This window comes from Aerosakkonema funiforme FACHB-1375 (genome assembly GCF_014696265.1).
GTDB lineage: Bacteria > Cyanobacteriota > Cyanobacteriia > Cyanobacteriales > Aerosakkonemataceae > Aerosakkonema > Aerosakkonema funiforme_A.
The window spans coordinates 1-12,038 of sequence record NZ_JACJPW010000174.1 but is presented as its reverse complement, the minus strand read 5'-3'; the positions used below and the strand labels follow the sequence as shown (position 1 = coordinate 12,038).

Here is a 12,038-nt window from a genome sequence, read left to right as displayed (position 1 = left end):
AAAGACGGGCAAATTGCACCAATAATTGTGATAGCACAAAGCGATCGCTATTTGTTATGGGATGGACAACGGCGCTGGTCAGCTGCCAAACTGCTGGGATGGACAACATTGCGTGCTGTGAAAGCACTGATGCCAGAAGACTTGCATCGCAAAGCTTTGTTAACGTTTATCCACCACGAAGACCTCAATTACTTAGATAAAGCTGAGGCTATTATCAAAGAACTAACTACCTCAACTGGGATGGGAGAGGAAGAAATTCCGACTATATTATCTACGGTGTTGCGACGGTTGGAACGTTCTGGCGAAGCTAATCAATTGACGGCGTTGGTAACTGCTACCACAGAAGCACAGGTACAAGGTGTAAAATCTTTGGGAGTTAGTGAAAACGAAGAAAAAATACTTTTAGCATTGTTAGATTTGGCTTTAAATCCAGCATCGGTAAGAGCTAATTTGATGCCGATGTTATCTTTGCCAAAGGATTTAAAAGCAGCTATTCGAGAACGGGGACTGAAAGGAGCGCACGCTTTAGCTTTAACGGTTATATCTGCTAAAACTTTAAAGACATCAGAACGTCAGGCTACAAAGGAAAGGATTAAAGCAACGGATAAAGTTATCGAACAAGATTTAACGGTGCCGAAGACGCGGGAGTTGGTGGCAAAGATTAAAGCTAAGTATGTTAAACCAGAGGTTTCTGAGTCGAAAGAAGTAACGGCTGTAGTAAAAGGAATTGAAAAATTGTCTTCATCGGTGATGGTTTCAACAAGTCCCGAACAATTGGCAAAGTTGCGACAAGTTTTACAGCAAAAGCTATTAGAGATTGATGAGATGTTGAATGAGTAGAGATTATTTTCTGTGTTGTAGCTAGATGGATGGAAAATGTTAACCCTCATGGAGATTAACGGTTTCAAAACCTTCGAGAACTTTACGCTTGATTTATCTCCTTTCGGGGTGATATTAGTGGTATCAGTTTGCTTGCTTCTTCCAAAACTAACAAATGGCAGGGGCCACAGTTAAAGTGGTATCGTTCGGTTATCCCGATTTTAGAAGAGTATTTTCAACAAGCAGGTAATTCAACCGATAATGTTGAACAAAAGAATGGTTCATCACCTGAGACTGAGGCTAGTAATTCTAACCATTCAAACCATAATTCAGCTAGCAACAAAGCTAACGCTAAATCCAAGAAAGCTTGGACAATAGCAGAAAGATTGAAAGAAAAGGGTATTAAGAGTAATCCTGACCAAATTGAGCTAATCCAAAGTTTCGCTGACGATTATTACCAAGCAAAACACGGTACTAACCCACCAAAATTAACCAATCGCAGAATCCCCGTATCTAGTTACCCAGGCGAGGAAGCGATTGAATTAATTGATAAAGCTATCGATACCGTTTTCAATCCTAAGAAAAAATCAGATGCTTAGAAATTGGCAAATTAACTCGAATATTGGTAAGTCCCCATAGAAATTACCGTGGCTTCACCTCGCTTTTGATGCCAATCCTTCAGTTTCAACATACATTTTTGTTAAATCGCTAATAGTATCCAATCGTAGCTCTTCAACCAATTGAGTAAGTGCAATTTTGAGTGGATTTTGCAACTGAGGAATTTGGTCGAGTAGTTCTTTAACTTTTTGGTCATCCCCAAGCGACGCTGCTTGATGAAGTTGAATTAGCAACTCTTGAGGCAGCACAGAAAGCGATTCAGGAGTAAGCTTTTGAACTAACTGATACTGCTCTTGCAAATTGGAAGATTCCGCTTCGTAGACGTAGCGAACACCCAAATAAAATGCCATCTTCTCAAAAATTACCGTTTCTCGGAACGGTTTAGGCACAAAATCATTGCAACCAATATGAAAAGCTTTTTCCCGCTCGACATCAAAGGCGCTAGCCGTCAAAGCAATAATCACCGTCTCTTCACCTTCCGGCTGTTTTCTGATGAATTGAGTAGCTTGATAGCCATCCATTATCGGCATCCGAATATCCATCCAAATCAGGTGCGGTTTGTGTTGCTGCCACAACTTAATAGCTTCCTTGCCATTGGATGCTTGCCAAACTTGGAAGCCTACTTCCTTACAGCACTCACTTAAAAGCAAACGATTTTCCCATTGGTCGTCAACAACCAAGATGCGATACTTTTGTTGTAATGGTGCTAAACCAATAACTTTTGGAGGTGATAGATTATTTTCAACTTCACTAACTTCAGCCAAACCAACTCGAATATAAAACCGGAAAGCGGTGCCTTTACCTAGTCGGCTTTTCACTCGGATATCACCACTCATTAGTTTAATAAATTGACGACTAATGGGCAGTCCCAATCCAGTTCCGGTTTGACTGCGCCTACCAGTTTCAGTTTGCACGAATGGTTTAAATAAAGACCCTAATTCCTCTCGTGCAATACCGGAACCCGTATCGCTAATACAAAAAAGTAAAGCTTTAACTTTTGACGATTGCTCGTCAGGAGATAGACGCAAACGGTCAGTTACTTGAACTTGAAGTGTGACACTGCCGGAAGAAGTAAATTTAATCGCATTTTCTAAAAGATTCATTAAAACTTGGCGCAATTTGCTTTCGTCAGTCCGTATATATTGCGGAACTTTTTTAGAGCGTTGGAAAATTAATTGCAAACCTTTCAAGTTAGCTTTGGGCAACAACATCTGTTCGATGTCATCGAGTAAAGCATAGAAGTCAAAAGCGATTTCATCGAGCGTCATCTGACCCGCTTCAATTTTAGACAGAGACAAAATATTATTGATAAGTTTTAACAGGTGTGAGCCACTTCGATTGATAACATCCAGCCTTGACTGCTGAGAGGGAGTCGTTAGCTCGTGACGAGTCATCTGTTGAGCAAAGCCAAGAATTACATTGAGTGGCGTTCTCAATTCGTGACTCATATTAGCGAGGAAAGTAGTTTTAGCATGATTAGCCGCTTCAGCTGCCTTTTTTGCTTTTTTGAGTTCCTCGTTTTTCTGTTTTAGTTGGCGAATTTTAGATTCGACTTTCCGTTCCAGGATATTAGAGTAATACTCGGATTGAGAACGATATTGTTGCAATTGTTGGCTCATCTGGTTGAAAGCACGAGCCAGATATTCTAGTTCGGCGACATTACTTCCTAACACCTCTTGGTTCAGGTTCCCTTGAGCAATTGCTTGCGTAGCCTCAATTAATCGCCGTAGTTTGAGTTCGATTCTTAGAGAAATAAATAATAGCAGTGCGATAGAGAGAATCAGCGCTAGCAAACAAAGCACGAACGTGATGCGAGTATTGGCGTTCACCTGGTTCATAAAATCAGTTTCAGGGACGACAGCAACAATTAACCAATCTATACTGTGCTTGTTCTCAAAACCCGATTCGGAAAAGGGTTTGACCTGGAGTAAATATTTGTCGCCATTAACATTAAAATTGAGCGTCTCGCTCTTTTCAATCGCATATAAATTATCGAAATGTTTTCTCAAAAATTCGATTGAATATTTAATGATAGTTTGCTGGTGAATTAATTTTTGTGGAACCAGATAATCGGGAATATCTTTCGTAGTAGGAGTAGAGTAAGCAATGATTTTTCCCGAACGATTGAGAATAAAAATTTGACTATTAGGGCTGATTTGTAAGTCTTTCAAAACAGACTGCCCGCTCTCTTGAGCCATCTGGTCGGCATTAGGCAAACTATCGAAGTAGTCTAAGGGTTCCGAGATGCGTTTAGTTGCTTGTTGAAGTAACTGTGCCACCAAGTCGTTCATTGTCTGCTTGCTGGCAATAAATGATATCCACCCAGTTAGCCCAACGGATGCAGTAATCAAAAGAGCAAAGGGAACTGTTAAGAGTAAGCGCAGCGGTAAAGGCGGCGAATTCTTTTTAAGCTTATTTCTCAGATGTCTCATCAGCCTCAAATAATCACTTCGTCTGTCTTTTTTCGTTAATAACTCAGTCCGAATAACTTACGGTTCAGCCTGAAGTTATAAACCTTTGTTAGATATCACTTAAGCCGGATAGATTCCAATAGCTGTTCGATTGTCAATACTCCAATTGTTAGATATCGCACCAATCCAGGAATTTTGTTAAACGGTGCTACGGGGCAAGCAAACATTGTGATGACTGCATTAGCAATCATCCCCCGAATGTTGCCAGTGAAAGATGCTTGTAAAAGTAGCAAAATTCCCAGTCCGACAAAAAACCAGTGCCAAATTAAATAGCTTTGAAAAAAATCGTTGTAGCCTTCATTTAATCTTTCAATAAATTGTTTGAATCGAACGAGCCTGTTAATGATAGTTGATAGCCCCAGAGCGAATGCAGTTTTTATTAGATTGATGAAAACTGTGAAGATTTGCATATCCAAAAATAATGGAACTATCAACTACTAGAAAAGAAAATTAGTCCTCGACAGATAAGCTAACTTCAATCCTTATTCTCTGGATACCTGAACCGGAATGGGAGTTGAGGAAATAGCTGGTTCTTCTCTAGCAATCTTGACGAGTTCAATAATTATTGAGAAATCTACTCCTACCTCTCGGGCAGCATCGATTGGCGATAAGTTTTGATTTCTCAGTTTGTCTAAAAACTGTTGCACTTGATAAACAACAGGGTCATTAGCTGTCGTGTACCTTCTGGCGATCGCAATTGACAATCCTCTTTCTACTTCTGATGTTCTAATGTTCCGACCTGTACTAATATCCGAACTAGGGGGATTTCCAGATTGTTGAACTGTAGCAATCCGAATTCCCAATTGGTCTTGCCGATTATTGGTTGGTACGACGTTAAAAGTGTAAAGTCGCTGTGTACCTCTAGAGTCCACTGTTTTTATGGAAAGGCTGGTGATTTTGGCAGTAGTAGCACCAGGGAATCGCAATGGTAGAATCGATCGCAAAAATACAGTTTTAGCGCGACCGTCTGATAATTCTGTATCAGTACCGAACACGAGACGAGAGGGGTCGGCAATCATTACATAGCTAACCACCTCATCAGTTTGGCTGAAGTCGATCGCACTTGCTCGCCCTGGATACACTTTGACATCGATCGCGCCATTAGCAGCAACATCGCGATTTACTATTCGATAACCATTTGATGATTGGGCTAAGGTGGTTATCGGGCAAGTGCAAGCAGCGATCGCTGCTGTCAGTAAAGACCAACCAAGGATTTGGAGATGGGGGAATTTTTTGCAAGTCTTCATGGCTTTTACCGATTAACGTTGAGAAAACTATTGAGAACGAGCGAAACCTTAGTTCCTTTCGGAAGCATTGCAATATTGGGGCGATTTAAAAGTTCTTCGACCGCTTTATCGGAGCGTTTTTCAAGTCGTCTGGCTAAAGGAGTAAAAAAGCCATCGAGGACGGCAGACCAAAGTTGGGGGTCTCGGCTTTCTACAGTAATGGTGTCAGAAGAAAACCCACCGCTCTTTACACTGCTGCGACTTCTCACTCTGGGTGAGGTTAAAACTTCTCCAACTCGTCCCGCTCCAGATAGCAGGTTTTGTGGTGAATTGCCGATCGCAACTGTCAAAAATTCGGAAGTGCGATCGCTAGAAGTTGGTAAAGAGCTAGACGAGGCAGATTCATCGACGATATGTCCCAGTCTATTTATTGAGCGCTGTGGAGTCACTTGTGCTGTACTGGGTTCTGCTTGTGAGCGGCGAGGATGCGATCGCGATCGCATCCTCGTGTCTGATGGCAGGCGATCGTCAACGGTAATGGGAACCGCTGTATTGTTTGTAAGTACGCTGTTTGAGGCTTGTTCTTTATCAGATGGTTTTGAGGATACCTGAATTTCAGAGATTAACGGTGCTTCAGAAGGAGGAATGTCTGCACCAGTCGGTACGGAAGCGTTTTGGAGTCCAACAGAAGAGTCGCTCTCAACGTTTCCCCTAGTTTGACCCAACTGCGCCAGCTGGTTCCACCGCTCGAAAGGGTCAACTTTTTCGGTAGTAGGCGCTGGAGTTGCTATCGGTTTGGGGGTAGGTTCGGGGGTGGATATAGGTGTGGGTTTGGGGCTGGCGCAGGAACAGTAACGGTTCGCACAATAACCTTCGGCGGCGGAGGTGGCCCTGGAACGGTGACGGTTCGGACAATAGTCTTGGGCGGTGGTGGTGGTGCAGGAACGGTGACGGTTCGGACAATAGTCTTGGGCGGCGGGGGTGGCCCTGGAACAGTAACGGTTCGGACAATGGTTCTGGGAGGGGGTGTCGGACTCTTGGCGGCTGCTTGGCGCGGAGTCGCTCGTTCCACAACCGGGGGAGGAGTTGGTTTGGCTTCTGGTTCTGCTGTGGGTTTGGCCTCTGGTTCTGTCTGCGGTTGTTTCTCAGTCTGTGGCTTTGGTGCTACCAGTTTTTGTTGTTCTTGATAAGCCAATCTAGCCAGCAGTTCCGGCTTTTCATCTTCAATCGGAGGTTGTTTGGTTTCCTTGGGTGTGGTTTGAGCGATCGGTTTGACTTCCGATCTGGGTTTAACAAACTGCCAAATCAGCAGGAATAATAATATCGTTCCTCCGGTTAATACCAACATTGTTACTGCACGAGGTACACCTCTTTGTGCAACAGGAAGTGGTTCTGGTTTCTCATTTTCTTTTTGCAGTTGATATTGAGCTTCAAGCGTCAGAGGTAAATGAGGATCGAAACCCGCAAAGTTATCTAAGTCGATCTCATCATCTGAACGGTTAGATTCAAACTCATCTTTGGGCTGTTGGTTCGGAGCGGGTTCAATTGTTCCGTTCTGATTAGTTTCGGCTGCTGTTACGTTAGTTTCATTGGTATTGGTTGAATTATCTGGCCTATTCATCATCTACCTCTTTTACGGTTTAAATTTAACAATTTTGGTAATTTCCAACCCGGCTGAACGCATCGAATTAACTGTTTTTTCAACCAGGTTGGCATTTTCGCCTAATGGAGAGATGGGAACTTCAATTGCTTTCACAGTGATAGTGCGATTAAATGGTTGTCGGCTTTCGCCAACACCTTGTTCGAGGACGACACGGGTAGCGATTACATCAATTTCCCAAACACCTTTTTTGATTTCTCTCGGTTCGGAAAGGTAAGAAACGTAAGCTGTAGAACGAGTTTTACCTTCAAAAATTCCATTCGGTATTAATTTGGCAAGTTCCACCAAAGAAGCTGCTCCAAATTGTGACTCACTCCATCATCAAAGAAGCCATCCATGCACTGGTGGGAACTCTTTCAGATTTTTTGATTTTTATTCCTGGATCGGGGTCATTTGTACCGGGAATCTTTCCATCCCACCTCCAGGTAAGATTAACCCAAGAAGAAACAAAAGTTTTGATGGTTTTTGGTTCTCTGTATAAACCATCTGCTTCCATAACTGAAGCTGTCGTTCCATCTTTGAGTTGCACGAATGTCACTTTTTTTTGAGACAATGTTTTGAGGCTCAATGTATTGAATACAACAGCAGCAGTCAAAATGCTAACCATAGCTGTTAGTAACACGAAGCACAAAGCTAAAGTGTTTTTTGACTCCGGTAGTAAGGGTTGAGATGGTGATGATTTAAAAATCATAAGCTTCACCCAGAAGTAAAGTAATAGCAGTTGTTAAAGCAGTTAACTGTTTTAAATCAGCTTGCCAGCAAATACACCGATCGCATTGCTTGCAATATCGGTAAGCTGTTTGGTATTATTAGCGATCGCTAAGTACAAAGCAGTACCGCCGCCTCTAGCGATCGAAACAGCTAAAACGGGAGCAAACACAGCTAAAAAGAATAGGAAAGCAATATCGGTAACAAGCTCGGCATCAGAATTGACAATAACTACAGCTACCAATCCCACCACAATGTTGTAGCCAAGCTGAATTCCAAACAAAGACATAAATCCAACTAACCAAGCCCAAATAGGCTTTCCTTGTAATGGTAGTAAAGATAAACCCATCGCCACAGGAGCAAACAATGCTGTTAACAACAATGCAGCTTCTAAGATATTGACAAATGCCCACTGCACTGCTCTCAAAATTAAGCGAATAATTGGCAAGACAGTAGAGCGAAAAACTTGTCCCGCAAAATCACCACTAGCGATATCGGCGACATTAGTAACATTGGCTAGATTTTGAACAAATCGCTGCAAACTTTTGAGGGGGCTACCATTTTTCTGTTCGGCTTCATTGAGAATAGCTTGATCTGCTTCTTTTTTATCATTCCAACACTCGACTAAAGCTTCGCCTACTTTACCCTGACATTCGCTGTAAAGCTTTTCAATCTCTTCTTTGGCAGCACTGGTAAGATTGACATCTGTCAGAGCGCTTCTAAATGTCATTTCTCCCAATTGTATTTCCAATATCTGTTGAACTTGCGCTCCCCCAATCCCATGAACGAATTTAATACTTTCGGCTAAAACTTTGCCATTGTTACTCAAAAAAAATAGAATAACAAGCGGCCAAATTAGCATGGCGATTAGTTCAGACCAACATTGTTTTTCGATGATTTCCTTACCGCTAGTAACAGCTAAGTAGATAACGGACATACCTGCCAAAATTAATCCCAGTTTGACTAAGGCAATCCACAAAGCAGATTCTTGGGTATTGAAAGTGTTAAACCATAGTAAATTCCAAGATTCGACAGTTTTTTGGGAAACTTCTATGGCATTAGAAAGGGTATCTAAAGCTTGTCCTGCTGTACTTGTCTGGGCAATAAATAGTGCAAACATTTTCTGACTCCTCAATGCTTAGTCAGCAGTCAAGTTCAATAACTAATAACAACTGACTGCTAACTAACTTTTCTTTGAACTTATTCTTTTTCTCCTAACGTAACGCCACCCGGCATTTGAAACAGTCCGGCTTGCGTGGAAGAAGCAGTACCAGCAGCCGCATCTTGTCTTCGCTGAGTTACATTAAGTTCGCTGAGTTCTTTAGCTTGTTGGGCGCTTAAAGTATTGGCGAGGGCGCGATCGATCTGCGCTTGTTGGTTTTGAAGTATAATCACGCCTTGATTCTGCGCTGTTAGTGCAGTTTGTTGAGAGATATTACGCATGATGTGTTGTGTCACATCTTGGTTTTGTGATTCTTCACCCAATTGAATATTTTTAGTAACATTTTGGTCAACCATTTGTGCCATTTGAGCTTGCCTATCCTGAGCAGCTTTACTGAGAGTAGCGTCTGAAGCACTTGAAGTTGCTGTTTGCTGTTGGGCAAGGTTAGCTAAATCTGATTGAATGCTATAAGAACCTTGAGGTTTATTCTCTAAAGTTGCAGATAGTTTAGTACCTTCATTATCTGTGAAGTTACCACTCATTATTTTAGCTACAGCTTCTTGTAAATCTGGAATTTTGAGGGAACCTACGAATGATTGCAGCATTTGGTCGAGTTGCGTCTTAATTTTGGCGATCGCACCCGATACTTTATCCATTGGATTCTTAACTTGACCTAAAAACTCTTCAGAATCTTTTTGAATTTGTTGCTCGATTTGTTGGGTTTGAGAAGTAGGAACCGTAAAGTTAGAAGGATTGACGTTATTCAAACTAGAACTAGGAACGCTAGAAGCCGTGTTAGACTTATCAGAACTTTGAGCTTGTGCTTCAACAGAACTTAACATTAATGCCAATAACATTACTGGAATGGTGAGGGCAAGTTTCATCAAAATTGTTTGGGTACTCATTGTTTAGTCTCCTTTGAAATTATTTGCCACAATCAAAACAACTATTAACTAGCCATTAGAGTGGGATGTTGTTCGTGTTCAATATCGTTAGTAGAATTGTTGCCAATATTGGCAAGAGAGCGCCCTTCTTTAATGGCTTGTACGTATTCAGAAGTAAACTGTTTGAGCGCTAACAATCGTCCTTTTAAGGTGTCGGGATATTGAGCCATCACTCTAGCGCGAGCCATCAACTCTGTTTGGTTATTTGCTACGCTCGCTAATACCATCTCGCCTGGATAAAACTGGGTTTGCCAAAAGCGACCGCCTTTTTCAATCAGCCAATTTGAGCAGAGTTCAGTGGCTTTTGGAAGAAACGCTTCGGTAGCATTTTGACCGATGATTTCTGATGGGTATCCCAAACGCTGAACCCAAGAATTAACTGCATTAGATGTTAATCTCCCGGTAATGCGGTAAACCATGTTTTGCAGAATCATCGTTCCCGCACTGCAATCGCAGATGCTATCGATATCTTGGGAAAGCAATAGCACCGAAATTCCATTTTTTCGTCCGACTGCACAAAGTTCGCCTACTACTTCAGCAAAGCCATCTTTTTTGAACAAAATCGAAAGTTCGTCGCCAATAAATAAACTTTTCGGGTGTGAAAGGGCATTGCGGATACAAGCAGCATGAGCGTTCATTGCCATCAAATATTGGTCTTGTTCGTTGCTCAAACCGCTGAGAGCGAAAAACTTAATTGCAGGTGCGGGGGAAAATGTAGAAGGTTTAGCGATCGCTTTTCCTAAAGGTGAAGCAAGTAGGGCATTACATTGAGTAATAATCTGATTGATGGCAATGCGATCGAGGTCAGTAAAGTTTTGTAAATTTAATTGTTCCTTAGTGCAGAATTTGAGCAAATGTTTGAGGGTTGGCATTTCTTGCCATTCGCTTGATTTCCAACCTTTTTCAAAGGCAGCATTGTAGCGTTCGATTATTTCTGGGTCTTCAAGAAACTTTTTCAAAGTCAGCAACAGGATAGCGTCAACTCGCTGTGCTAACTTGGGGTCATTTACCTTTCCCATGCTGATAATAGTCAGGGATTTCCTAATAAACTCTTTCCACTGGTCTAACCGCCGGGAGCGTTCCTCTTTATCAAAGCATCGCAGGTCAGGAATTTCGAGTAAATTAGAGCTACCTTTGGTAATATCGTAGTACGCACCATCATCGCCTAAAAGTGCTAGAGCAGTTTCAAACGTGCTACCAGAACCGCTAGAAATATCCATACCCACAACGGGAATGTTAGCAGCTAAAGCATCAAGAGCAAATCGCCATCCCAAAACTGATTTACCGCTACCGCTTTCCCCGGTGATGACAGCGCGGCTAGTTTGTTCGTGCATGAGGTCAACGCAAACAGGTTTACCGCCTTTAGTAATAAATTCGACACCAATTGAGTCGATATCTCTCACTGCAGTTAAAGGTAAAACACCTGCAATGGTTTCTGTATCAAAAGTAAGGCGACGTTCGTTAATGAGCGAACTGCTGTGCAAGAGCCAGCCGAGCGTAATTGGTAAAGTTTCTAGCCAAACTAACCAAGCAATATTTCGCTCTCTAATCGCTTTGGCAGAACCGAAGCTATTGGTTAACATTTGACAAGCTTGATTGAGTTGTTCTGGTGTTGGTCGATAGACTAAGAAAACAACCGCTGCGTGCAATGCTTTTGCACCTTTATACATTTTTTTCTGAGCATCGAAAGATTCTTCTTGCTTAACTTCAGCACCAACATCTCGCCCTTGCCCTTTTTCCAAAGCAAGTTTTCTAGCTGTTTTAGATTGTTTGGCTTGACGAGCTAAATTGTCTTGAATAAAAAAGTTAGAAGCTGCACTAATTTCCACAACTGCTTCGGTATCGTGAACGTAAGTGGAACTCATCACTTTCCACAGCCATCTCAATTGTTCTCTGGTATTAATCCAACCACCGGGACTTTCTTCCATTGTCAGCACGCCGCATTCTGTGTTTCTGCCATTCAGCCAGATGCGAGATTTATCTTGTTTGTGTTCTGGACAACTGGAACGACCGTGTTGACCTTCAATTAAAATGGTGCAAGCGTGTTTGTAGCTGTTGATAGTTTCAGTTAATTTGTAGTCCAATACAGTTTCTTCTAAAGTCAGTAATTGCGGAATAGGTGATGCAGGTGTATTATTGAATTTTTTCCACAAGTACGACCACAATTGCTCGGCATTCATCGGTTGAATTTCTAGCCCGATTTTGGTATTGAGTAGGATTTCCCAACTTAAGTATCCTTGCTCGAAAGATTGCAGTAGTAATTGCTTGTAAAAGCGTTCTTTATTCAGGCGATCGTTTCCGGTAAACTGAGCAGCGATACTGCTAAGTAGTCGGACAAAAGTAATCGACACTGTATGAACTTTTGTTAAGGCACTTGCAGGAGTGCGAGCGTGCATCGTCACGATTAGTACAAATGAACTCCATAAACGA

At 42.0% G+C, this 12,038-nt stretch carries 12 protein-coding genes; 2 read left to right on the top strand and 10 right to left on the bottom strand.

Translation table 11 applies throughout. From position 1 onward, the window contains the following. Both H6G03_RS35305 and H6G03_RS35300 read left to right on the top strand, forming a co-directional pair. A partial coding sequence (locus H6G03_RS35305; RefSeq protein WP_190475277.1) for a ParB/RepB/Spo0J family partition protein occupies window positions 1–840 on the top strand: 840 nt, incomplete at its 5' end. Between the two features lie 128 nt (window positions 841–968). Then, entirely contained in the window at window positions 969–1,418 is a 450-nt protein-coding gene (locus H6G03_RS35300; RefSeq protein WP_190475275.1) for a hypothetical protein, read from the top strand. Window positions 1,419–1,472: 54 nt separating this feature from the next. Here H6G03_RS35300 and H6G03_RS35295 read toward each other — a convergent pair whose 3' ends face one another. The 10 genes from H6G03_RS35295 to H6G03_RS35255 all read right to left on the bottom strand — a co-directional run. Continuing rightward, window positions 1,473–3,869, bottom strand: a complete 2,397-nt coding sequence (locus H6G03_RS35295) for an ATP-binding protein (protein ID WP_190475273.1) — start codon at window positions 3,867–3,869, stop codon at window positions 1,473–1,475. 95 nt (window positions 3,870–3,964) lie between these two features. After that, window positions 3,965–4,318 (bottom strand): hypothetical protein, encoded by a 354-nt coding sequence (locus H6G03_RS35290; RefSeq protein WP_190475271.1) that lies wholly within the window; start codon window positions 4,316–4,318, stop codon window positions 3,965–3,967. 72 nt (window positions 4,319–4,390) lie between these two features. Then, window positions 4,391–5,155, bottom strand: a complete 765-nt coding sequence (locus H6G03_RS35285) for a hypothetical protein (protein ID WP_190475268.1) — start codon at window positions 5,153–5,155, stop codon at window positions 4,391–4,393. 5 nt (window positions 5,156–5,160) lie between these two features. After that, a complete protein-coding gene (locus H6G03_RS35280) occupies window positions 5,161–5,859 on the bottom strand; it encodes a hypothetical protein (protein WP_190475266.1) in 699 nt (232 codons plus the stop codon). 62 nt (window positions 5,860–5,921) lie between these two features. Continuing rightward, complete coding sequence (locus H6G03_RS35275; RefSeq protein ID WP_190475263.1) at window positions 5,922–6,758, bottom strand: hypothetical protein; 837 nt, start codon at window positions 6,756–6,758, stop codon at window positions 5,922–5,924. A gap of 9 nt (window positions 6,759–6,767) precedes the next feature. Beyond that, entirely contained in the window at window positions 6,768–7,079 is a 312-nt protein-coding gene (locus H6G03_RS38525; RefSeq protein WP_242056958.1) for a hypothetical protein, read from the bottom strand. Between the two features lie 25 nt (window positions 7,080–7,104). Then, window positions 7,105–7,485 (bottom strand): hypothetical protein, encoded by a 381-nt coding sequence (locus H6G03_RS38520; RefSeq protein WP_242056959.1) that lies wholly within the window; start codon window positions 7,483–7,485, stop codon window positions 7,105–7,107. Between the two features lie 51 nt (window positions 7,486–7,536). Continuing rightward, entirely contained in the window at window positions 7,537–8,622 is a 1,086-nt protein-coding gene (locus tag H6G03_RS35265) for a hypothetical protein (RefSeq protein ID WP_190475261.1), read from the bottom strand. Between the two features lie 80 nt (window positions 8,623–8,702). Next, window positions 8,703–9,569: a hypothetical protein gene (locus H6G03_RS35260; protein WP_190475259.1), complete on the bottom strand. Its 867-nt coding sequence runs from the start codon at window positions 9,567–9,569 to the stop codon at window positions 8,703–8,705. Window positions 9,570–9,613: 44 nt separating this feature from the next. Further along, the coding region (locus tag H6G03_RS35255) for a hypothetical protein (RefSeq protein ID WP_206756669.1) at window positions 9,614–12,038 on the bottom strand (2,425 nt) is incomplete at its 5' end.

Excerpts from the sequence above, each read along its gene's own strand:
- H6G03_RS35295 (WP_190475273.1), bottom strand. The coding sequence starts at position 3,869 with ATGAGACATCTGAGAAATAAGCTTAAAAAGAATTCGCCGCCTTTACCG.
- H6G03_RS35290 (WP_190475271.1), bottom strand. The coding sequence starts at position 4,318 with ATGCAAATCTTCACAGTTTTCATCAATCTAATAAAAACTGCATTCGCT.
- H6G03_RS35285 (WP_190475268.1), bottom strand. The coding sequence starts at position 5,155 with ATGAAGACTTGCAAAAAATTCCCCCATCTCCAAATCCTTGGTTGGTCT.
- H6G03_RS35275 (WP_190475263.1), bottom strand. The coding sequence starts at position 6,758 with ATGATGAATAGGCCAGATAATTCAACCAATACCAATGAAACTAACGTA.
- H6G03_RS38520 (WP_242056959.1), bottom strand. The coding sequence starts at position 7,485 with ATGATTTTTAAATCATCACCATCTCAACCCTTACTACCGGAGTCAAAA.
- H6G03_RS35265 (WP_190475261.1), bottom strand. The coding sequence starts at position 8,622 with ATGTTTGCACTATTTATTGCCCAGACAAGTACAGCAGGACAAGCTTTA.
- H6G03_RS35260 (WP_190475259.1), bottom strand. The coding sequence starts at position 9,569 with ATGAGTACCCAAACAATTTTGATGAAACTTGCCCTCACCATTCCAGTA.